The organism is Ezakiella peruensis (assembly GCF_900215725.1).
Taxonomy (GTDB): domain Bacteria; phylum Bacillota; class Clostridia; order Tissierellales; family Peptoniphilaceae; genus Ezakiella; species Ezakiella peruensis.
The window spans coordinates 105,703-128,500 of the sequence record NZ_LT962470.1; the positions used below are offsets into that span (position 1 = coordinate 105,703).

Annotated in this window: 23 protein-coding genes; 13 read left to right on the forward strand and 10 right to left on the reverse strand. The window is 39.7% G+C overall.

The window, feature by feature from the left end; all coding sequences use genetic code 11:
- Positions 1 to 64 precede the first annotated feature (64 nt).
- The 7 genes from pta to CUU59_RS05450 all read right to left on the reverse strand — a co-directional run bounded on the left by pta (position 65) and on the right by CUU59_RS05450 (position 6,139).
- Complete coding sequence (pta, locus tag CUU59_RS05420) at positions 65 to 1,003, reverse strand: phosphate acetyltransferase (RefSeq protein WP_099950984.1); 939 nt, start codon at positions 1,001 to 1,003, stop codon at positions 65 to 67.
- A gap of 2 nt (positions 1,004 to 1,005) precedes the next feature.
- Positions 1,006 to 2,337 (reverse strand): aminotransferase class I/II-fold pyridoxal phosphate-dependent enzyme, encoded by a 1,332-nt coding sequence (locus CUU59_RS05425; protein WP_099950985.1) that lies wholly within the window; start codon positions 2,335 to 2,337, stop codon positions 1,006 to 1,008.
- Positions 2,337 to 3,020: a hypothetical protein gene (locus CUU59_RS05430; RefSeq protein WP_099950986.1), complete on the reverse strand. Its 684-nt coding sequence runs from the start codon at positions 3,018 to 3,020 to the stop codon at positions 2,337 to 2,339. The genes CUU59_RS05425 and CUU59_RS05430 overlap by 1 nt, the downstream gene beginning before the upstream one ends.
- A complete protein-coding gene (locus CUU59_RS05435; protein ID WP_099950987.1) occupies positions 3,010 to 3,789 on the reverse strand; it encodes a 4-(cytidine 5'-diphospho)-2-C-methyl-D-erythritol kinase in 780 nt (259 codons plus the stop codon). The genes CUU59_RS05430 and CUU59_RS05435 overlap by 11 nt, the downstream gene beginning before the upstream one ends.
- Before the next feature lie 119 nt (positions 3,790 to 3,908).
- Positions 3,909 to 4,145, reverse strand: coding sequence for a Veg family protein (locus CUU59_RS05440; RefSeq protein WP_075574625.1), 237 nt, complete (start codon positions 4,143 to 4,145; stop codon positions 3,909 to 3,911).
- A 222-nt stretch (positions 4,146 to 4,367) separates the two neighbouring features.
- The gene (locus CUU59_RS05445) at positions 4,368 to 4,874 is read right to left on the reverse strand and encodes a zinc ribbon domain-containing protein (protein ID WP_099950988.1); all 507 of its coding nucleotides are present in this window, start codon (positions 4,872 to 4,874) and stop codon (positions 4,368 to 4,370) included.
- 8 nt (positions 4,875 to 4,882) lie between these two features.
- The gene (locus CUU59_RS05450) at positions 4,883 to 6,139 is read right to left on the reverse strand and encodes a S1C family serine protease (protein WP_099950989.1); all 1,257 of its coding nucleotides are present in this window, start codon (positions 6,137 to 6,139) and stop codon (positions 4,883 to 4,885) included.
- Between the two features lie 278 nt (positions 6,140 to 6,417).
- Between CUU59_RS05450 and CUU59_RS05455 the strand changes: the two genes are divergently transcribed.
- The 9 genes from CUU59_RS05455 to CUU59_RS05495 all read left to right on the forward strand — a co-directional run bounded on the left by CUU59_RS05455 (position 6,418) and on the right by CUU59_RS05495 (position 13,657).
- Entirely contained in the window at positions 6,418 to 6,801 is a 384-nt protein-coding gene (locus CUU59_RS05455; protein WP_169922868.1) for a Fur family transcriptional regulator, read from the forward strand.
- Positions 6,801 to 7,886, forward strand: a complete 1,086-nt coding sequence (locus CUU59_RS05460; protein ID WP_099950991.1) for a metal ABC transporter substrate-binding protein — start codon at positions 6,801 to 6,803, stop codon at positions 7,884 to 7,886. Before CUU59_RS05455 ends, CUU59_RS05460 begins: the two co-directional genes overlap by 1 nt.
- Positions 7,886 to 8,569, forward strand: coding sequence for a metal ABC transporter ATP-binding protein (locus CUU59_RS05465; RefSeq protein WP_099950992.1), 684 nt, complete (start codon positions 7,886 to 7,888; stop codon positions 8,567 to 8,569). The genes CUU59_RS05460 and CUU59_RS05465 overlap by 1 nt, the downstream gene beginning before the upstream one ends.
- Positions 8,556 to 9,368: a metal ABC transporter permease gene (locus CUU59_RS05470; protein ID WP_342747449.1), complete on the forward strand. Its 813-nt coding sequence runs from the start codon at positions 8,556 to 8,558 to the stop codon at positions 9,366 to 9,368. Before CUU59_RS05465 ends, CUU59_RS05470 begins: the two co-directional genes overlap by 14 nt.
- Positions 9,369 to 9,452: 84 nt before the next feature.
- Positions 9,453 to 9,863 carry a hypothetical protein gene (locus CUU59_RS05475; RefSeq protein ID WP_075574620.1) on the forward strand — a complete coding sequence of 137 codons (411 nt, stop codon included), beginning with the start codon at positions 9,453 to 9,455 and terminating at the stop codon, positions 9,861 to 9,863.
- Positions 9,864 to 9,867: 4 nt separating this feature from the next.
- Positions 9,868 to 10,155 carry a hypothetical protein gene (locus tag CUU59_RS05480; protein WP_075574619.1) on the forward strand — a complete coding sequence of 96 codons (288 nt, stop codon included), beginning with the start codon at positions 9,868 to 9,870 and terminating at the stop codon, positions 10,153 to 10,155.
- A gap of 98 nt (positions 10,156 to 10,253) precedes the next feature.
- Positions 10,254 to 11,510 carry a peptidoglycan DD-metalloendopeptidase family protein gene (locus CUU59_RS05485; RefSeq protein ID WP_169922869.1) on the forward strand — a complete coding sequence of 419 codons (1,257 nt, stop codon included), beginning with the start codon at positions 10,254 to 10,256 and terminating at the stop codon, positions 11,508 to 11,510.
- A complete protein-coding gene (locus CUU59_RS05490; RefSeq protein WP_099950994.1) occupies positions 11,507 to 12,271 on the forward strand; it encodes a tRNA 2-thiocytidine biosynthesis TtcA family protein in 765 nt (254 codons plus the stop codon). Before CUU59_RS05485 ends, CUU59_RS05490 begins: the two co-directional genes overlap by 4 nt.
- Before the next feature lie 36 nt (positions 12,272 to 12,307).
- On the forward strand, positions 12,308 to 13,657 hold the full coding sequence (locus CUU59_RS05495; protein WP_099950995.1) for an MBOAT family O-acyltransferase: 1,350 nt from the start codon (positions 12,308 to 12,310) through the stop codon (positions 13,655 to 13,657).
- A 75-nt stretch (positions 13,658 to 13,732) separates the two neighbouring features.
- On the opposite strand, the gene CUU59_RS05500 is transcribed toward CUU59_RS05495, so the two are convergent.
- From CUU59_RS05500 to hpf, 3 genes are all read right to left on the reverse strand, one after another.
- Positions 13,733 to 14,863 carry an aldo/keto reductase gene (locus CUU59_RS05500; RefSeq protein WP_099950996.1) on the reverse strand — a complete coding sequence of 377 codons (1,131 nt, stop codon included), beginning with the start codon at positions 14,861 to 14,863 and terminating at the stop codon, positions 13,733 to 13,735.
- A gap of 91 nt (positions 14,864 to 14,954) precedes the next feature.
- A complete protein-coding gene (locus CUU59_RS05505) occupies positions 14,955 to 15,572 on the reverse strand; it encodes an HAD family hydrolase (RefSeq protein WP_099950997.1) in 618 nt (205 codons plus the stop codon).
- 40 nt (positions 15,573 to 15,612) lie between these two features.
- Positions 15,613 to 16,143, reverse strand: coding sequence for a ribosome hibernation-promoting factor, HPF/YfiA family (gene hpf, locus CUU59_RS05510; protein ID WP_099950998.1), 531 nt, complete (start codon positions 16,141 to 16,143; stop codon positions 15,613 to 15,615).
- Between the two features lie 128 nt (positions 16,144 to 16,271).
- Here hpf and CUU59_RS05515 point away from each other — a divergent pair, with 128 nt between their 5' ends.
- From CUU59_RS05515 to CUU59_RS05530, 4 genes are all read left to right on the forward strand, one after another.
- A complete protein-coding gene (locus tag CUU59_RS05515; RefSeq protein ID WP_099950999.1) occupies positions 16,272 to 17,102 on the forward strand; it encodes an exodeoxyribonuclease III in 831 nt (276 codons plus the stop codon).
- A gap of 15 nt (positions 17,103 to 17,117) precedes the next feature.
- Entirely contained in the window at positions 17,118 to 19,076 is a 1,959-nt protein-coding gene (locus tag CUU59_RS05520; protein ID WP_099951000.1) for a S9 family peptidase, read from the forward strand.
- Positions 19,077 to 19,371: 295 nt separating this feature from the next.
- Positions 19,372 to 21,090: an ABC transporter ATP-binding protein gene (locus tag CUU59_RS05525; protein WP_099951001.1), complete on the forward strand. Its 1,719-nt coding sequence runs from the start codon at positions 19,372 to 19,374 to the stop codon at positions 21,088 to 21,090.
- The gene (locus tag CUU59_RS05530; RefSeq protein WP_099951002.1) at positions 21,083 to 22,798 is read left to right on the forward strand and encodes an ATP-binding cassette domain-containing protein; all 1,716 of its coding nucleotides are present in this window, start codon (positions 21,083 to 21,085) and stop codon (positions 22,796 to 22,798) included. The genes CUU59_RS05525 and CUU59_RS05530 overlap by 8 nt, the downstream gene beginning before the upstream one ends.

A 22,798-nucleotide genomic window follows, 5' to 3' on the forward strand; every position in this document is an offset into this window, starting at 1 on the left:
AATCAAAAGGCTTTTTGCCCACAAAAAAAGTTGTGGCTTTTAACCACAACTTTAAAATTTCTTTTTATAAGGCTTGAGCAGCTGTTAGGTAAACTAGGTTTACAATATCTGTTACGCTGCAACCTCTTGATAGGTCGTTTACAGGTGATTTTAATCCTTGGAGGATTGGGCCTAAGGCTTCGTAACCGCCCATGCGTTGGGCAATCTTGTAACCGATATTACCAGCTTCAAGTGATGGGAAGATAAATACATTGGCCTTTCCTGCAACTTCTGAACCAGGAGCTTTTTTCTTACCAACTGATTCTACAAAAGCTGCGTCGAATTGCATTTCCCCATCCACTACTATGTCTTCGCCTGATTCTTTTATCAGCTCTAGAGCTTTTTCAACTCTTTCAGTCTCTTCGCTCTTGGCACTGCCCTTGGTTGAGAATGAAAGGAGGGCTACTTTTGGATCGCTAATGCCAAAAGTCTTTGCAGTCTTATTTGAAAGAATAGCATTTTCTGCAATGTCTTCAGCAGTTGGAGCGATATTAATAGCGCAGTCTGAGAAAATATATCTTTCATTACCCTTCATCATTACAAAAACGCCTGAAGTTTTTTTGTAAGGTTCTTTCATCTTGATAATTTGAAGTGCTGGGCGAACGGTGTTTCCTGTTGAGTGGTTGGCACCACTTACTAATCCGTCAGCCTCTTTCATGTAGACCATCATTGTGCCAAAATAGTTGGCGTCTTCATGAACGAGTTTTTTAGCGCCTTCTTCGTCGATCTTGCCCTTTCTGCGTTCAACAAAAGCTTCGACCATCTTGGTGGTGTCAACTTGGTCGGTCTTGATGACTTCCAATCCTTCGATATCTTCATTTTTGGTAAGTACGATTGGACGAACGATGCCTTCCTTGGTCAAAATTTTTGCCGCTTCAACAACTCTTTCGTCTTCACCTTCTGGGAGAACAATTGAAATGTCCTTGCCCTTTAAAGTTTCCTTTACTTCTTGAATTAAATCCATCCTTAACTCCTTTCATCAATTACATAAATCTTCTTGCCTATATATTTTAAAAGTCCATCCTCTACCTGCTCTCCCGGCACGAGTACCGGTATGCCTGGAGGATATGGAGCAATAAAATCTGCGCTAATCCTGCCCACAGCCTGGTCTGAGCCAACTTCCACTCGCTTGCAAGCGTAGGCCTCATAGGGCTCCATAATTTTTTTAGGGATATTAAAAAAATTCTCCTTAACATTAAATTCCCCGCCTGCATTTTTTGCAAGATCTTTAATTGCATCCAAGGCTTTGGCGTAATCCGCTTCCTCATTCATCAAAGTCACGAGTAATAAAACATTTACCCCGTCATTCATCTCAGCCTCTATATTATAGTCCTCGTAAAGCTTTTTGTGAAGGCTTTCTCCATCCATGCCTCTAACATTAAAGACAATTTTTAAGGGATCGCGATTTTCGTAAGCTAAAACTCTGACATTATCTATTTGATTAAGGTCGTCTGTCAATTTTTTTGCCCAGGCGATATTATCTGCCAGTCTCTTTCGACCTTGGGACTGCATAAAAGCAGCCGCTCCTTCACATGAGGCGATAATAGGATATGAGGGACTGGTGGTTTGAAAAGTCCTGATGGCCCTAAAAAGGTCATCGACATCAACTCTGTCGCTCGCCACATGGACATAAGCGCTTTGGTTGAGTCCTGTTAGCATCTTGTGGGCTGACTGGATAATTATATCTGCCCCTGCATCTATTGCCGACATGGGCAGGTCGCTAGAAAAACGTAAGTGACCACCGTGGGCCTCGTCAACTATGAGCGTGCACTCGTAATCCTTAGATATCTCCACGATTTTTTCTATATCTACCGGAAAGCCAAAATAATTTGGGTGTGTTACCACGATTGCCTTAGGTCTTATTTTTTTAACTTGGTCTTCAAAAGCTTGAGCAGAAATATTTTTATCAAAGCCTTCTGAAAAACAAGTCTCTATATAATGAACCTTGAGCCTATTTATAATGGCAGCCCTAATAACCGATATGTGGCAATTCCTTGCTATAAGTATATCGTCACCAGGCTTGGTCGCATAAAAAGTTGATGCAATTATCCCGCCCGAAGACCCGTTTACAGTGTAAAAACTCGCCTTGGTCCCGAAGATATTTGCACATCGCATCTGACTTCTCTTGATTACATTTTGAGGATCATTTAAATTGTCCGTACCAAAGGATTCCGTAAAATCAAAAGAAGGATCCAGGTCAATCACCTGGTCCAACCTATGCTTGTGGCCCGGCATCAAAAATTTAACCGACTCCCTCTTTATATTTGCCCTTAAAGACTCGTATAATTCTCTTTTCATTAGTACTTATCCAATTCATTTTTGCTGGATAATTCTCTGTAAAAAGAATAATTAATCAGCATAAAGATAAGACTTGCAAAAACTAATATGGTGTACTCATCCTTGGCCCTAACCTTAAATACGTAGACATACAATATTTGAACTATTTGCATGAGGGCCAAATATAAACCGAAGCGTTGGAAGATCCCACTCCTCTTGTAATAGCCGTCCAGGGTCAAGACAAAGCTTACATAAAAACCCAAGACAAGGGATGGGATTGTCCGTATTTGTGGTAGAAGACGGCCAGGATTTTCCTTGAAGTATTCATTTTGTGGCAAGACTGCCAAAACAATTGAAATCAAAGCCAGTATCCAAATAAAATTTTGCTGGCGTTGGTATCTCTTCTTTTTAAATCTAACTATATAAAGATAATATGAAAAAACTGATAGGAGGGTAAAAAATAAGGCAAAGAGCAATCTGCTAACACCCAAAACCCTGGGCACAGATGCGGAATTTACTTCAAAATAAGCATAGGCCCTCACTATATAGGCCTGGCCAATCATAATTATGCCAAAAATACAGTAGATTCCAAGGAGCTTGTAAAAATTGCTCCACGAACTTTTTTTGAAAATATAATTAGCCATATATCCCATTGTGGATAAGAAAATTATGGCAAAAATTGTCTTCATAATATTAATAATCATAAGCGTCTCCCGTTGGAACAAGTAGGCTACCGATTTGTTTATAGCTGGCTTCAATTTTATCTGAAATCTCCCTTAAGGCTTCGACCTCGTCGATTAGATAAAAAGCCCCGCCTGCTCCTGTCATTTTAAAATTGCCAAATTGCAAAATATATTCATAAAAATTTTTCAAATCTTGGTTGTCCCTCAAAACTGGGGCCAATAGGTCATTATAAGAATTCGAATTAAAATCATCCGGCCTCATCAGCTGGTAAACATTTTTGGAATAGCTGGGCACATTAAAAACCACCAGGGCATCTCTTTTAATCCCTGCGATTTTTTTAAGTACATCTCCCCGTTCGCTGGCAACTTGCAAACCGCCGTCAATAAAAAAGCTAACGTCCATGCCTATTTGCCTGCAAATATCAAAAATATCTGCCCTGGACATGGGAAGGTCAAAGAGTTTTTTTGCAGCCATAATAAAAGATGCAGCGTCAGATGAACCCCCACCCATACCGCTTGCTATAGGTAAGTTTTTGATAAGCTCAATCTCCATGGGAGGCAGCCTATAGGAATCTCTGAGGAGGCTGAGGGCTTTTAAAACTAAATTGTCCCTTGATAGGTTCTTGATATTGCAAGTAAAGCTATCGCAGCAAGAGGATTCCTTGATACACAAAGTATCCCCAAAATCCAGCTGGCTCATCACAGATTTTATATTGTGGTAGCCGTCTGGTCTTTTTGAAAGGACCTTTAAATTTAAATTAATTTTTCCCTTGGCTAAAAACTCATTCATATAATCACCTGTTTCCTATATTATAACAAATGATATATGATTTTACAATTAAAATATATAATATCCAATAAAAAAGATCCCGTCATAAAACAGGATCTTTAGATTCAAATTAATCTATCTTAACCTACAAGTGGTGTTATAACAACTCGGTCGCACAAGACATCCGAATAGGAAAAGGAAACCGTCCCCGTAACATCGAGATTATAGTTTACCTCCACAGTAAAAACTCCTGGATATGTATTTGTAACCACACCCTCTGTTTCTAAAGTTTTATTTCTGCCTAGGTCGGATTTGATCATGACAGGCTTGCCAACCAATCCTTTTAAGTTGCCCTTAATGATTTCAACTTTGCTCATAACACCCTCGCTTTCTTAAATTGTATAAATGTATTTGCTCGTGTACATTTATTCTAGCATATTTCTACGATAAAGTCAACTTTTCCTATGACTTTCAACACTTCAAATCCTGTTGTCCAATATATTTTTTATTTTTTTATAGAAGTTTTTTATAAAAAATTATTAAATAACATTTTTATGACAATAAAAATCCCAGGTCAGTAAAAAACCTGGGAATAAATTTTAGTTTATTTTTGCTCCGCAAGATCCACAGAATTTTGCACCTTCAGCATTTTTTGCTCCGCAATTTGGGCAGAAAGTTACAGGACCGTTTTGAGCTGCTTGGCCAGCTGGGTCATTAACATTTTGGTTAACTTCTTCTTGAGCTGGTACAAAAGACTCCAATCTCTTTGAAAGAATGTCGATTTCTTGTGCGTATCTCTTTACAATGTCGTCTTTCTTTTCGGCTATGTCCTTGAGCTCGCCTTCGCTTGCTTTAACAAGATCATAGCTTTCCTTGCAAGCGTCTGCCAAGCCGTTTTCCTTTAGGTGTTCGTAATTGTTAAATACGTATTCACCAATCTTTTTAAATTCTTCCGCGTTTTTGCCTAGAATCCTATTTTCTTCTTCTACAAGAGCTTGAATCAAAGCTTCTCTCTTGCTTTCGCTTTCAGCAATCATCTTTCTGATTTCTTGAACTTCCTTTGGCTCTTTTGAAAAATTAATGCCTAGATCATTTAAAAAATTCATACTACCTCCTAATACCCTAATTCAATTTCAATTAGCTTTTCCATGTTGTTTTGATTTACCTTAACCTTTAGCACATCACCCTCTTTGTGTTTAAAGAGGCTTGTCCTAATTTGAGAAGCATTGGTTATCTCTTCTCCATCGATGTCAATTATAATATCACCTCTAGTAAGTCCTGACTTTTCAGCTAGGCTTCCTTCTTCGATTTCAAGAATAATTGCACCGTTCTTGATATTATCTTCTATACCCATTCTGGCCTTAAAATATTGATAGTCTACAACTCTAACCCCAAGTACCAATGGGCTCTTGTCTCCACGAGAAATAATTGCGTCTACAATTTCCTTGGCAGTGTTGATTGGAATTGCAAAACCAAGTCCTTCTGTGGCTGTACCACCAATCTTGATGGTGTTGATACCAATTACTTGGCCCTTTTTATTTAAGAGCGGCCCACCTGAGTTGCCGTTGTTGATGGCAGCATCAGTTTGAATAAGACCCGATATAATCTTGCCGTCTTGGGTTTCAATGGTCCTGTCTACCCCTGAAACATAGCCAGCTGTAACCGACCTATTGAAATCAAGTCCCAATGGATTTCCAATTGCAATTGCTTGCTCACCAATATTTACCTTGTCCGAATCGCCCAGCTCAGCTGCTGGCAAATTGCTTTCATTAACTTTGATAACGGCCAAATCCATATAAGGATCGTTCCACAAAAGCTTTGCATCCACAGTCTTGTCATCTTCGAGCATAACTTGAATCCTAGATGTGTTGCCGTCGCTAACCACGTGTGAGTTGGTAAGTATATAGCCGTTTGAATTTATAATTACGCCACTGCCAACACCTTGGACTTCTCTCTCGCCAAAAAATGTATTCACCTTACCAGTTGTCGTGATGCCCACAACGGACGGTAGAGCTTTTTTGGCAACAGCTTCAACCGTGCCCATCTCATCGGTGGTATTTATCGAAACATTTTGAGTCTCCACAGTTTTTTGAATGGGATTATTCTCATAAAACAAAGATGCACCTGCATAGCCGCCTCCCAAACCAAGAAGAAGAGATAAAAGGCCAGATAAAATTACCCTGCCAACTTTCTTTTTCTTCTTAGGCTTAGCCTCTACATATACATAGGGCTCGTCATCATCCGTCGTATAATTGTATCCACCGTAGTCATCCCTGCCGAGATTTCTATTGTTTAACCTATATTCATAACGCTCATCGCGTTCGCGCCTGCGAGCTTCCCTCCAGGCGTCAAAATCTTGTTTATCATCCATAATAACACCTCTTTCTAAAATAAAGATGATTATTAGTATTAAAATTTTTTAAAATCAAAAAATTTTAAAGATTAATCTTAATATTAATATAGACTTCTCCATATATTTACCCTGATAAAATGAAATATAAACAAGGGCAAAAGCTGTTTGATATTATTTATTGAACTTTCACAATGAATTTTATTTTATTTTTTGTTTTTCTATTGACAAAAGTTTTTTTCTTGCCTATAATTAAGAAAGTTGATATTGATTATCAATTTAAGATTTGGAGGTTAAAAATGGCAAATGGTTATAGAACTGAACAAAAACAATTGATAGACGAAATTTTATCCACCGACAAGGATTTTTCCTGCGATGAAATCGTGGACTATTTAAGGTCCAAGGGAACGCCCGTTAGCGTACCCACTGTTTATAGACGGCTGGCAAAATTAAAGGAAGCCGGCAAGGTCAACAGCTTTTATGTTGACGGCAAGCTAAGATACAGGAGGACAAAAGCTGATACTGGCTTTGCGATTTTAAAATGCAATTCATGCGGCAAGAGCTTTAAGCTGGACTGCGATGACCTCCATGACTTTTCCGACCACCTCATGAGCCACCACAACTTTTTGGTCGATACCAATTCAATTATACTTTATGGATTATGTAAGGAGTGCATGAAATAATGAACAAGCTTAAAAAAATATTTGTATTAATAATAGTAAGTGCATTGGTCTTTACAGCTTGTGCAAAGCCGCAAGAGCAAACAAAAAGCAATAATAATTTAAAAGAAGAAAAGAAAGAAGAAGTTAAAAACGAAGAACAATCATCAGATTTCTCTATCGTAACAACTCTTTTCCCAACTTATTCCTTTGCCAAGGCTATAGCACCTCAAGCAAATGTTTCCCTCTTGCTCCCACCAGGGGCAGACTCACACGCCTTTGAGCCAAGCCCAGACGATATTTTGTCCTTGCAAAAGGCAGACGTGGTTGTCTACACATCAGAATATATGGAAGAGTGGTTTGACAGAACTGCCAAGGCAATCGACCTCGATATTGACAGGGTTGTCAAGGCAGCAGAAGGAATCGGCCTGATGAAGGGTGATGATCACGACCACGATCACGATCATGACCATGACCACGATGAAGATGAAGACCACGACCATGACGATGACCACGATGAAGACCATGATCACGATGACCATGACGAGCACGATGATCATGACCACGAAGGCCACCACCATCTTTATGATCCACACATCTGGACCAGCCCAGTTCTCGCAAAAAAAATGGCAGAAAATATTTACAATAAAATTATCGAAATCGATCCTGCCAACAAAGACGACTACAAAGCAAATTACGACAAGCTAATCGCTGACCTAGACGATCTTGACAAAGAATTTAAAGACATCAAAGCAAGCGCAAAGAGGGACACAATTTTCTTTGGCAGCCGCTTTGCCCTTTCCTACTTTGCCCACCAATACGACTTTGACGTTGAATCCGTTTACGACAACTGCGCTGCAAATGCTGAGCCAAATCCACGCGAGATGGCAGAAGTCATAAATGAAATGAAAGAAGAAAAAGCACCAGTTATTTTTTATGAAGAATTGGTTAACCCAAAACTTGCAAATCAAATTGCAGATGAAGTTGGAGCCAAGGCCATGCTCTTCCACTCTTGCCACAACTTATCCAAAGAAGACTTTGAATCCGGCAAGACCTATGTGGGCATTATGAAGGCCAATGCTGAGGCTCTTAGAGAGGCCCTTAACTAATGCTTGCTGTTAAAAATTTAACAATTAAATATAAAAACAATGTAATCTTAGATAATGTAAGCTTTAATATTAAAAAAGGCGACTACCTGGCAATTGTCGGTGAAAACGGGTCGGGCAAGTCGACTTTGGTCAAGGCCATGCTGGGCCTCAAGGACTACACGGGCACAATCGATTTGTCGGCCTTTAAAAGCGTGGGCTACCTGCCCCAAGTCGATGAATCTTTGGAAAATTTTCCCGCAACGGTCTATGAAATCGTTTCCTTAGGATTGGTAAATCAAATTCGTTTTTTCTTTAAGAAATCCGACCGGCAAAAGATAGATGAAACTTTAAAAAGATTGGATATTTACGATATAAAAGACGCCTATTTCGGTGCCCTATCTGGTGGCCAAAGGCAAAGAGTCCTTTTGGCCCGGGCCCTGGTATCCGGTTCTGATATTTTATTTTTGGACGAGCCTACAACTGGCCTGGACCCAATTGCAACCGAAGAGCTCTACAATATTATCGACCGCCTAAACGAAGAAGGCGTGACAATTGTAATGGTCACCCACGATATAAACACCTGCATCAAATGCGCCAAGTCTGTACTTCATTTAAATCGGGGAATTTTATTTTACGGGTCCAAAGACGAATATCTTTCTACGGATCTTTACAAACTTATAAGCGGGGTCCATGACCATGATTAATACTTTCATCGAAATGCTGCGCCACGGTTTTATCCAAAGGGCCCTTATAGTTGGACTTATCACAGGAATTATCTCTGCCATTATGGGAGTGAGTTTGGTTTTAAAAAACTTTTCCATGATTGGTGACGGCCTTAGCCACGTAGGCTTTGGCGCCTTCGCCCTCGCGGTTGTATTGGGCTTTACTCCCCTCTACTTCGCCCTGCCCATTGTAATTATCGCTGCCTTCTTGATGCTGGGCCTTAGCAAAAAGTCCTCCATCAATTCTGACGCCATGATTGCCCTCTTGTCCAGTTCATCTCTGGCCCTGGGCGTGGTTGCGACCAGTTTATCAAAGGGCATGACAATTGACATTTACCAATTTATGTTTGGGTCTATCCTAACCATTGGCAAAACCGATTTGTATGCAACTTTAATTATAAGTACTATCGTCTTTATAATTTATATTTTAAATTACAACAAGATCTTTGCCATCACCTTTGATGAAAATTTTTCCAAGGCCATCGGCGTAAACGTTGACGCCTACAGGATGATGCTTGCCATCATCACAGCCCTGGTAATTGTAATTGGCATGAGGGTAATGGGAGCCATGTTAATCTCATCGCTCTTACTATTTCCCGCCCTATCAAGTCTCAGGCTCTTTAGATCTTTTAAGACCTGCCTGATAGCGGCCTGCATTATATCTGCCATCTCAATTGTCCTCGGCATATCCATATCCTTTATGGCCTCACTGCCAACTGGATCTGTAATTGTCCTGGTCAATCTGGCGATATTTATACTTGCAAGTTTTATAAAAAAGTAAATAAATAGTATTTTATTTGACATCTTTTGTTTAATATGCTATAATTAAATTGGGCATATGCATATATAAGAAGGATGGTAAAAAATGGTTAAAACTTTAAAAAAAGTTCTGTTTCTATCACTAGTTATGATATTGCTGATATCTAATATAGCTTTTGCCACCCAAAATAGGGATGAAATCGCAAAAATGTATAAAGATTCTTATAAAAAAATCAGCAAGGACCATGACTTAAAGATTTATAAGGATAAAGATGGAACATGGTATGATACCTTAGTTGTTATGACTACCATACCACAATCAAAATTTGAAGGTGGACTAAACCACGGAAAGACATATGACATGGACAACGGAGAGGCAAAGGGTGTACTTACATTAATTGCAACTGACGTTGTAAAAGCTGATGGAATAAACCTGACTCTTTATTATTATAAAGGTAGACTATATAAATATAAAGGAACAGGCAAAACCCCATCTATGACTTTAAAACAGAGGTGATGAAATGAAAAAACTATTATCTATTTCATTAGTAGTAATTTTTCTACTAACAATTGTAGCCCCAGTAACTGCTGAATCTTACAAACCACAATGGAAAGGTCCAGCAGATGGAAGAGAAGCCAAATTTTTTACAAAAGTTGTTGTACAATCAATTGATATACCAGTGCAGCCAACATACTTTCACAGAGAAGGCAGGTTTTCTGGATATCTTGAGTATTCACACATGGATGATTATAGTGAATACAAAGGAGAAATGGTTCTAGTCTACTGGGGATATTTATTCGCTGATTAGCTCTAATTAAATGCATGTGTCCCCTAAAAGCCGCGAGTTCGCTCGTGGCTTTTCTTGTTTTTTGCCCGTCTTTTTAGTATAATTAGGGGATGATGAATATGAAAAAAGAAAATTTTAATAAAAAATATTTAATAGGAATTTTGTTTGGCCTTTTGCTTTTGACTTCAATAGTAACTGGCCTTTATGAAAAACAAGTTCAAAGCCTGGCCCTTAATTTAAATGGCGAGGACCTAGGCCTAGTTAAAAATGAAAAGATAATTGAAGACGCAATTGATCGGGCCAACAAGGCCGTTCAAATAGACAAGGCAAATGTCTATTACAAACCGAATTTTTCCGCCACAAAAAGTTATGGGGCTTACAAAAATCTCTTGAGCGAAAAAGATTTGGCAGATCTCATTATGGAAAAAGCCGATCTTTATACCAACGCTTGGATAGTGACCATTGACGGAGAATCCGTGGCCGCCCTCTATGACAGGGACGAGCTTTTGGATACCATTAGCTCCTTCAAGCAATCTTTTATCGGCGAGAGCAAACGGATAATCAAATCCATCGACTTTATGAGTAATGTAAGTATTAGTTTTGGCGAAATTGACACAAGTCTTTTGATGGACCAAAACAAGTTTTACGAATTTTTATTAGACAGCATTTCTGGAACAAAAGTTTCCCATTACAAGGCCGATAATCTAACCCCCTACAAGGACTACGAAGACTTATATGTAAAACGCGACCCAAAGTCCTTTGACGTCTTTATAAAGGACCAGGTTGAGGAAAAGATCAGCCTGCCTGCATCTACAATTTTTATTTACGATGAGACCTTAAACATGGGCGAAACTTTCGTTGAACGCGAGGGCGAGGACGGTGTTCTACTTAGAAAATCTGAGAACGAATATATTAACAATAATATTATTAAATCCAATGTCCTAAATGAAAAGCTCATTTCCTACCCAACATCTACAATCGTCCACGTAGGAGACAGGGCCCTGACCTTGAAACCTGAATTTCAAATGCCAACTTACGGCGTAATTACAAGCGGTTACGGTCCGCGCTTCGATGGCTTCCACCGCGGAATTGACATCGCCGGCCCCTTTGGTTCAGACATCAAGTCAGCCGCTCCTGGCAAAGTAACCTTTGCTGGCTACATGGGCTCTTATGGCTACGTGGTCTTTGTCGAGCACGCCAACGGCTACGAGACTCGTTATGCCCACATGCTGCGGATAAATGCCTACAAGGGACAATCTGTAAATACAGGAGATGTACTTGGCGAGATGGGTTCATCTGGTAATTCCACAGGCGCCCACTTGCATTTTGAAATATTAAAAGATGGAGATCTTTTAGATCCGGAGACACAATTATGAAGACACAAGTTGAAATTAGAAGAAGCCTTATAAAAAAATATCGGAAGGAGCTTTACAGGCCCTTTATCGAGGCTATCAAAAAATATAATTTAATAGAATCGGGCGACAAGATCATGTCCTGCGTAAGTGGGGGCAAGGATTCAATCCTCCTTTCACTTCTCCTTCAAGAGCTCTTTGACCACGGCATACAAAACTTTGAGCTCAGGCATGTCATGATGAATCCTGGCTTTACCGATGAATATGTTTCAGGCATTAGGGAAATTTATAATCACCTGGGCATTGAGCTTGAAATTTTTAAGACGGATATCTTTGAAGTGACAGAAAAGATTGCCAACGAAAATCCCTGCTTTATGTGTGCCCGCATGCGCAGAGGAGCCCTCTACAGCCACGCTCAGGAAATCGGCTTTAACAAGATCGCCCTGGGCCATCACATGGATGACGTGGTTGAGACAACCCTTATGAATATGATCATGCAGGGGTCTTTTAGGAATATGCTTCCGATTTTGGATTCGGACAATTTCCCCGGCATCAAACTCATCCGTCCGCTTTACTTAGTAAAGGAATATGATATAATTAGATTTAGAGACTACGCAGAGTTAAAAACTTTGGATTGCGCTTGCATGCTTACAAAAAAGAATGCTCTTTCCACCAGAGACAGGATCAAGACCCTGCTTGGTCAAATTGAAAAAGATTTTCCAGGTGCCAAGAAAAATATTCAAAACTCAATTGAAAATGTTTCTCTGGACACCATTATAAAATAAGGCAAGAAAAGCTTACTACTATAAGGAGTTGACGACTTGGTTTTTACATCGACAGTATTTTTATTTTACTTTTTGCCCCTGGCACTTTTATATCACCTACTGCCCAAGAATTTAAGAATAAGAAATTTTTATCTATTGATCCTTAGCCTCTTGTTTTACGCTTACGGCGAAGGGAAAAATATTATTTTGATGCTTATAGCAATTGCCACGTCCCACTTGGCGGCTATAATTATCCACAAGTATCCCAAATACAAAAAGCCAGCTCTGGTCGGCTCTCTTATAATTATGCTGGGCCAGCTTATGATTTTTAAATACCTGGGATTTTTTACCGGCATTTTAAATCGCTTTGCAGATACCCCTGTAATTCAAATCGCCTTGCCAATTGGCATTAGCTTTTTTACCTTTCAGGCCATCTCTTATGTAGTTGACGTTTACCGGGGCCACCATCCGGCCAGAAATGTTTTCGACGCGGCCCTCTATGTAAGTCTCTTTCCACAGTTGGTCGCAGGTCCCATCGTCCGCTATGACACAATTGAAAAGGAACTGCAAAATCGAACTGTGACCTTGGATTCATTTACCGAGGGCCTGGACAGGTTTTTATTAGGCTTTTCAATGAAAATGCTTCTGTCCAATCAATTCGGCAAAATTGCTGACGCGGCCTTTACCCTTAACACTTACAATTCACTTTATTTTATGATGGCCCTACTTGGCGCTGTCGCTTATACACTTCATATATATTACGACTTTGCAGCCTACTCCCACATGGCCATCGGCCTGGGGAAAATGTTCGGCTTTAATTTCTTGGAAAACTTCAACTATCCATATATATCCAAGTCCATCAAGGAATTTTGGTCCCGCTGGCACATATCTCTGTCCACTTACTTTAGGGACTACGTTTACATTCCACTTGGTGGCAGCAGGTGCTCGACCGGTCGCAATATCTTTAACCTGCTCTTTGTCTGGTTCTTAACCGGACTCTGGCACGGAGCTGGCTTCAACTTTATAGCTTGGGGTATGTACTATGCGGTTCTATTATTGATCGAACGCTATGTATTTAAAAATAAATTTCAGTCCCATATCATTACCATGATTCTGGTTATAATCGGCTGGATATTCTTTAGGGCCGACGGCCTAAGAGCAGCCCTGGCCTATTTGAAATCCTTTACCGTTTTTCAAATGCCCTTTGCAGGCAGGACATGGGTCTACTACATCTTAAATTTCAAATTGGAATGGATCTTCGGCCTCTTGTTTATCTCTCCATATATTGGCAAAAAGATTTCTAAGCGGCCAGTCTTGAAGCGAGTCCTTCTAATCCTCCTCTTTATGCTTTCAATTGTAAGGCTGATGACGGACGGCTTCAACCCCTTTATATATTTCAGATTCTAAAAAAACAAACCCTCGATGGATTTTTTCTCCACGAGGGTTTTTTATTATAAAATCTTATTTATTTCTTAAAAAAATTTATTTTTCCAAAAATTCTTGAGCCTGTCTTAATCCTTCGATGATTTCCAGATTTTGTGGGCATTCACCTTCGCACTTGCCGCATTCTATGCAGGCGTCTGGTGCTACCTTGCCTTCTTCGATGTACTTTTTGTATGCTTCTTTTGATTTGTCCACTTCGTCATAAAGGAAAGCGTTATTCCACATGGAGAAAATCCTTGGGATATTTATCTCAACTGTGCAAGGCATGCAGTATTCGCAGGCCGTACAACCGATTTGCTCCCTGGATTTAAAAATATCCCTGGCTTTTTTATAAAAAGCCTTGTCTGCTTCTGTGATTGATGATGAATCAACAGTTGCTGCCATTTCAATATTTTCATCTATTTGCTTGATGTCATTCATGCCAGATAAAACTGTCATTACATTGTCCAAGGACAAAGGGAATTTCAAAGCCTGTTGAGAAGGGCTGAGGGGTTTAAACTCATCATTTAAATCCAGCACTTCCTTAGGCGGATTTGATAGGCGGCCACCCTTGAGTGGTTCCATAATAACAACTGGAATGCCCAGGCTGGTTGCCAGCTCATAACCCTTGAGTCCTGCTTGGTAATCGGTGTCCAAATAATTTAATTGAATTTGACAGAAGTCCCAATCGTAAGATTTTACCATTTCTTCAAAGGCTGGGAATTCGTCGTGGAAGGAAAAGCCCATGTGCTTAACCTTGCCTTCTTTTTTGATTTTGTCCATAAAATCAAAGACGCCCAAGTCCTTGACCTTTCTAAAGGTCTTGATATCTAGTGAGTGCAAGAGGTAAAAGTCAATTACATCTGTGCGCAGATTTGCCATTTGCTCATTCATAAATTTTTCAAAGTCTTCATATGTTTCAACCTTCCAGCATGGGAGCTTGGTTACCAAGTGTAGTTTGTCCCTGAGCCCGTGTTCTTGAACAAATTTCCCCACAAAGGCCTCACTGGTGCCACCGTGGTAAACGTAGGCTGTGTCTATGTAATTAACTCCATTTTCAATTGCATGCAAGAGTTGCTTGGTCGCTTCCTCTTCATTTATCTTTGCATTGTCTCCATCTATAATGGGAAAACGCATGCAGCCGTAACCTAAGCGGCTAACCTTGTCCTCCCCAATATTAAAATATTTCATAAAGTCTCCTCCTCAGAATAATTATAACGAAATTCGAATTAAATTGCAAACAAAAAGACTAAAAATTAAAAAATTTTAGTCTTTCAAATTATTATTCTTTTTTTCTGTGTCCCTCAATATTTATAAACCCCTGGTGACTTGCCTGATCATTGACTACAAACTTGGACTTGCAGGGCGAGCACATCCACTTGTCGTTTTTAACCGAATCCGTATAGGCCTTGGAGTTTTCATAGTCAACCTCAATATTTTCTCTGGCGAATAATTCATTCAGTCGAACTAACTTTTCTTCCTTGGCATTGTTAACGCCCAAAACTTTTTTCTCATCATGATGAGTAGCTATACAGTAATCAAAGCCCAGATCTCTTGCGATAATTTTTACATATCTTTCCAGCGAAGCCGAACATAGAATCATAGTGTAGCCGTCTTCATGAATTTCGTCGATCAGGTTTTGAAATCCATAGATCTCCAAGTGCCAGGTCACATATTTTTCTAAGTCTTCATCGGAAAATTTATTTACCAGCCAGGCTGCGAAGGATTTAAATCTCTCGATTTTAAAACCCAGCAGAAAATTTAGAGATGCCAAAAATAATCGCCAGTAAATTGCAGGTTTCGATGCAATCTTGTGGGCTTTTGCGTATTCAATTAGGGACATAATCGAGTCGCCCTGGGCCAGGGTCTTGTCGAAGTCGTATATTTTTACCTTTGTCATCTAAAATAAAACCCCGATTGCTCGGGGTCCCTTTCTTTAATTATTGTTCGCTGATGATGCCGTAGTTGCCGTCGCCGCGTTTATATAATACGCTGACCTTACCAGTTTCGGCATCCAAGAAGAGATAGAAATCGTGAACAACGAGTTCCATTTGAAGGATTGCTTCTTCCCTGGACATTGGGATTAGCTCGAAGCTCTTTTCACGGACGATCTTGCCTTCTTCATGGGTTTCTTCCTTTAGAGGTTCAATGGTTTCAAATCTAATTGAGTCATTGTTTTTATATCTCTTTTGGAGTTTGGTCTTGTGTTTTCTAACTTGTCTTTCAAGTTGAGCCAAAGCCTTGTCCATGCAGTTTTGCATGTCGTCTGATTTTTGTTCGGACCTTAGGACTGCCCCATCAGGCAAGTAAACTGTGACCTCTAGGATCTTATCAGACTTTTGTTCCTTAAAAACAACGTCCGCCTTTATATCTTCTGCGAAGAATTTATCTAGTTTGCTGAGCTTCTTTTCAGCAAGTTCTTTTAAATCGTTAGTAACTTCCATGTTTTTTCCAATGTAATTAAGTTTCATAATAATTCTCCCTTCGTCTTTTGATATATTCTATTTACCCGAAATTCTATCGCTTTACTCATCAAAAATATTTTGAATTTACTACCTATAATGTTATAATAAAGATAAGAAAATTTTTAGGAGGTATTATGAAAAAATTTGTTTCATGGAATATAGATTCACTTAATGCGGCTCTCACGAGCGATTCCAATAGGGCGCAAATGTCCAGAGAGGTTTTAAAATCCATCATCGCCTATGATCCGGACTTTATTTCATTGCAAGAGACCAAGCTCCCTGCAACTGGTCCGACCAAAAAACATTTGGAAATTATGGAAGACCTCTTCCCTGATTACGACCACGTGTGGACATCGTCCAGAGATGGCGCCAGAAAATCTTACGCTGGCACAATGATTTTATACAAAAAAGATTACAAGCCAGTCGTAACTGTCCCCCACATCTGTGCACCAGACCCCATGGACTTGGAAGGCAGGATGCTGACACTTGAGTTTGACGATTTTTTCTTTACAACCGTTTACACGCCAAACGCTGGCGACGGATTAAATAGACTTAGTGAGAGACAGGACTGGGACAAGTGCTATGCCAATTATCTGTCAAACCTTGACCACAACAAGCCGGTAATAGCAACTGGCGACTTCAACGTTGCCCACAAGGAGATCGACCTTAAAAATCCTGAGTCCAACCACATGTCAGCAGGTTTTACCGACGAAGAGAGAGAAGGATTTACAAATATTTTAAACAAGGGCTTCACAGATACCTTTAGGCACGTCCACGGAGATGTCGAAGGCGTTTACACTTGGTGGGCCCAAAGGGTCAAGACCAGCAAGATCAATAACTCTGGCTGGAGAATCGACTACTTCCTGGTAAGTGATAGGATCAAAGACAAGGTTTCCAAATCTGAGATGATGGATTCTGGTGACCGCCAAGACCACACGCCAATTATTTTAGAAATAAATATTTAATTTTAAGGAGGCAATATGGAAAAAATTCAAATCAATGATTTTTTTAACTACAAATTTTTGTCAAATCTGACAAAGGTAAATGATGAACTATATTTTAATATAGCCCAAGTTTCAACTGACGGGAAAAAATACCAAACATCAATCGCTAAGTTAGACGGCAAGGATGCCAAGCTTATGGCGACTAATTCTGGGGCCGGCTTTATAACAGACGGAAAATGCCTTTATTTTACAGACAGTCGTACTGACGAAGAAAAAGAAAAGTCCAAGGACGGCGGCCCACACACATCCATCTACAAGCTGGATCCTACAGGCGGCGAAGCCATCAAGTTTTTGGAGTTTGATTATAACTTTTCACTCAAAAAAATCACAAGCGACTATCTCATTATGAGTGAAGCTTATAATCCAATCTTTGATGGCTATGAAGAGGCAAATGAAGAGGACCGCAAGAAAATCCTCGATAACAAAAAAGAAGAGGACGACTACCATGTCTTTGATGAAATTCCATTTTGGTCCAACGGCGGTGGAGTTACAAATAAAAATCGCACCCGCCTAGCCATCTATGACCTAAAAACAGAAAAATTAAATATAATATCTGACGAGCTTACAAACTGCTACTATTCCGATTATAAGGACGGAAAAATCTTGGCTGTCACAGAGAGACATAAAGACAAAGAGCCTCTGACAAATGAAATTAATATCTACGACATAAAGCAAAATTCCTGGACCACAATTAGTCCACGTGAAGATTATTCCTACGCCTTCGCCAAGTTCATGGGCGATAAGATTATATGCGGGGGAACTGATATGAAAAAGCACGGGGTCAACGAAAACCCTATCGTATTTTTGATTGACGGTTCGGGCAAAATTATCAAGGAATCCTTCCCCGACCTGTCCTTCTGGGATAGCGTTGGCTCTGATGTCCGCTATGGCGGCGGCAAGACTATGCTTGCAGACGGGGAAAATTTATTCTTCACAACGACTTATCATTACAATGGACCATTATTTAAAATGGACATGGATTTAAATCTAGAAAAAATTACAGACTTTGAAGGATCTATCGACTGCATAGAAATTATTAATGGAAAAATTTACGCAGTCGCCCTCAAGGACCAAAACTTACAAGAAATTTATGAAGTTAATAAGGACCTCAAAGCCCTTTCAAAAGTAAATACAGACCTGGACAATAAATATGTAGCCAAGCCAGAAAAAATTACTTGGGCTGCAAACGGCTACGACTACACAGGCTTTGTACTCTTGCCTCAAGGCTTTGACGAAAAGAAAAAATATCCTGCCATCCTTGACATCCACGGTGGACCAAAGACCGTTTACGGGCCAGTTTTTTATCATGAGATGCAATACTGGACCAATCTGGGCTATGTAGTTTTCTTCACCAACCCACGCGGATCAGACGGCTACGGCAATGACTTTATGGATATCTTTGGCAGCTACGGCGACGTTGACTACAAGGACATCATGGACTTTACCGACAGGGTCCTCGATAAATACAAAAATATCTACAAGGATAATGTCTTTGTAACTGGCGGATCCTACGGAGGCTTTATGACCAACTGGATCGTTGGCCACACCGACCGCTTCAAGGCAGCCGCCACCCAGCGTTCAATTTCAAATTGGGTTTCCATGTGGGGAACAACAGACATCGGATATTATTTTGCATCCGACCAAACTCGGGCAGACATTTGGGATTCACACGACAAAATGTGGGACCAATCGCCCCTTAAATACGCAGACAAGGTCACAACACCGACCCTCTTCATCCACTCAGACGAAGACTATCGGTGCTATCATGTAGAAGGCCTGCAATTCTACACCGCCCTTAAATACCACGGAGTAGACGCAAGATTTGTATGGTTCAAGGGAGAAAACCACGAACTCTCCAGGTCCGGTAAACCCCACCACAGGGTCAGAAGACTCAAAGAAATCACCGAATGGTTTGAAAAATACAAGGACAAATAAAATTTGAAAGCAAAAAGCTTTTTAAGATGATTTTTAAAAGGCAAATTAATTTGTAATTCAAAATGCTTTTTAAGATGATTTTTAAAAGCAAATTAATTTATGAACCAAAAGGCTTTTTAAGATGATTTTTAAAAGACAAATTGCTTTAAAAAACAAAAAGCTTTTCAAAAACAAAAATATGCCCTTAGACTAATTCAAAGTCTAAGGGCTTTTGCTTTACTTTTTTACTTATTTGTAGTAAAGTTAAAATATATTATATTATTATGATTAAGTTCGATAATAAGGAGGGTGAGAAATGAAAGCTATAATTAATACTTATAAAATTGTCAAAGACAATGCCAAAAATATTTCTCTACTTATCTTGGTCCAAGCACTCTTGTCCGCCCTTGCCAGTCCCCTGATTATCTACTATACAAAAAATGTGGTGGATTCAATCGCTGGATTTGCGAGCGGCCAAGGCGATCTCAAGCCAATTGTTATCCTCATGGTCCTCTTCGCCTGGAGAGAGCTGGCCAAGTTTATTAGAAATATTTTGGATATCAAACTTGAGCAAAGGCTAGAGGAAAATTTGACGACCAAAGTTATGAAAAAACTAAACAATATTAGCATGGAAGACTTAGAAAATCCGGACTTGCAAGACAAATTAAACAAGATCAAGTCCCGACCTCACATGGATATTATTGAGCTCTTTAACTCGTCCATTGCAATTGTTTCAATCATCGTTCAAGTAATCGGTATAGCCCTTGTGTTTTTTTCTATCTCGGTTTATCTGGGAATTACTTACCTGGTCTTTGCCAGCCTAGATTCCTTTATGACTTTCAAGGCTGTGAGCAAAATGGATGCCATGTTTGAAAATACTTCCCACAATGAGCGGGAGATGGACAATATCCTAAGGATTTTAAAAGACAAGGACGCCCTATACGAGATCAAAGTTTTTCAAATGAAAAATTTGTTTTTATCAAAGTACAAAAAATATTCGGATGCAGTTTTTGATGAGCGTTTAAAGACGACCATCAGCAGCCAAAAATTCCTTTTATATTCCTCAGCTATTACTATCATCTGGTTTATCCTTGCCATTGCCTTTGTAATTTTAAAACTCTTGGCCCATACCATTAGCATAGGTTCTGTGACAGCTGTTATTACATCTGCAGCAAACTCCATAGATATAGCTGAAGAGCTGGTCTATGAGGCTAGCACCATTGCAAACAGCGGATACATGGCAAATACCCTTGCCCTTATACTCATCTCTAGGGAAAAAAAAGAGACTAACCAAGATATATCTGGTTCAAATATCGACTTTGTCAATGTTTCCTTTTCCTATCCAGGTTCAAGCGATTTGGTTTTTGACAATCTAAACCTTTCCATAAACAAGGATAAAATCACAGCCATAGTTGGAGATAACGGAGCTGGAAAGACGACCTTGGTAAAATTGGCAGCTGGCTTGTACAGGCCAGAATCAGGAAAAGTTCTCCTTGCAGGTGCAGATCCAAATCTCCTCAGCTACCAGGACTTATCTAAAGAAATGGCCATAGTCTTTCAAGACTTCCAAAATTTTCAGCTAACTATAAATGACAATATAAATTTGGGCAAGGACTATGAAATAAACAATGCCTTAGAGTTAATGGGCCTAGACAAGTATGATGGCGAAATTAATATAGGAAAACTAGAAGAAGACGGCGTCTACTTATCTGGCGGAGAAAATCAAAAACTTGCAATTTGCAGGGCCCTGGCAAAAAATTCAGATTTTCTAATCTTTGATGAGCCAACCGCCTCCATGGATCCGCTAATAGAAGCTAGGATGTACGAGGACATTATAAAAATCCTGAAAGACCGCGGTGCAATTATCATTACCCACCGCCTGGTATTGTCACGTCTTGCAGATGAAATTATCGTCCTCGACAAGGGCAGAGTTATAGAGAGAGGAAATCACGAGACCCTAATGCAAGCCAAGAGCAAGTATTACCGTATGTATCAAGAACAGGCCTCGTGGTATAAGGAGGATAGCCATGCTTAAAATATTAAAAAAAGTTTTTAAAATATGTCCCCTGGCCCTGACCTATGTTATTTTAAATCATATTATAAATGGATTTTTGATAGCTGGCAATTTGTATGTGACCATGAACATTATCGAGTCGGCCTTTGATTTTATCAACAATGAAGCTGGTATTCAGCCGATTATAACTTACAGCCTTTATTTTTTAGGCCTCATATTAATAAGCAGGATTTTGGAATATTTTTATGCCATAACAATGAACGGCTATCTGTATGAAAAAACTGGCAAAGAACTTAAATACGAAATGGGTCAAAAACTGATAAATCTGGATTTATTAAAGTTTGAGGACAGGGATTTTTTAACCAATATTCAGAGGGCCCACAAGGCTTTGGACGATGAGATTATTAGCACCTGTGCCCACACATTTGCAAGAATTTTGGGCCATGTCTTCTCCATTGTCCTTATAATTATCAGCCTGGGATCCTATTCAACTAAGCTTATATATCTGGCTGTTTTAACCACGGTCCCCTATCTAATAACCCGCCTTATCCGTGGCAAGGCTTTTTACGATTTAAAATCTATCCAAGCCTTTGACCAAAGAAAACTAGAATATTTTTACTCTCTATTTACAGATACAAAAACCAATCGGGAAATAAAAATAAACGACAGTGCAGACTTTTTCTTAAATAAATATAGAAATGTTTTTCATAGTATGTCAGCAGACTATTATAAAGAAAAAACTAAGGACGCCCGTCAGCTCCTCTTCTGCGATATATTAAATGTAATCTCCTACTCCCTGGCCCTCTTTATAACAGTAAATCTCGCTCGCAAGGGGCAAATTCAAATAGGAATGATGGGAGCGGCATTAATTGCTTACAAAGAAATGCAGGATGCAAGCAAGTATATTATTAGCTCCCTTGGAAATCTGCCAAGCAAGCTGGCCTTTGCCAATGACTATATGAGTTTCATCAGCCAAGACCTGGACGACAAAGATTATTGTCTGGCCTTTGATGGGATAAGCTTAGAGGATGTTAGCTTTTCTTATCCGCATTCAGAAAACGGAATTAAAAATCTTGATATTAAAATCAACAAGGGCGAATCGCTGGCAGTTGTCGGAGAAAATGGGTCTGGTAAAACCACCTTTAGCAAGGTGTTAACAGGCATTTATACATCAAGCGGAAATATTTATGCGGGCCATAACAAATATGGGGAAGATGCCCTTAGCCTTGACGATTTTTCTATCGTCCCACAGACTAGGACTGTCAGCAACCTCACTGTGGGCGAACACGTTGGCGCCAGCCAAGATTACGATCCGGCCAGAGTCAAAGACTGCCTAACCTATGTGGGCCTCACGAAACTCGCCAATGACCAAATGCTAACCACCAGGCTGGGCAAAGATTTTGCTGGCATAGAATTATCTGGTGGCGAGCGCGAAAGATTGGATATCGCAAGGAGCCTTTACAAAAATGCCGACCTGATAATCTTGGACGAACCAACTTCCGCCTTGGATCCAATGGAAGAAAGTCGAATTTTAAAACAGTTCCTCCAAGTTTCTAAAAATAAAACTTCAATAATCATCAGCCACAGGATTGGCATCTGTAGGTTTGTAGACAGGGTTGCAGTCTTTAAAGACGGCAGACTTATAGGACTCGACAACCACGATTCCCTAATGGAGACCTGCCCATATTACAAAGATATGTACCTGGCTCAAAGCAAATTTTATAATTAA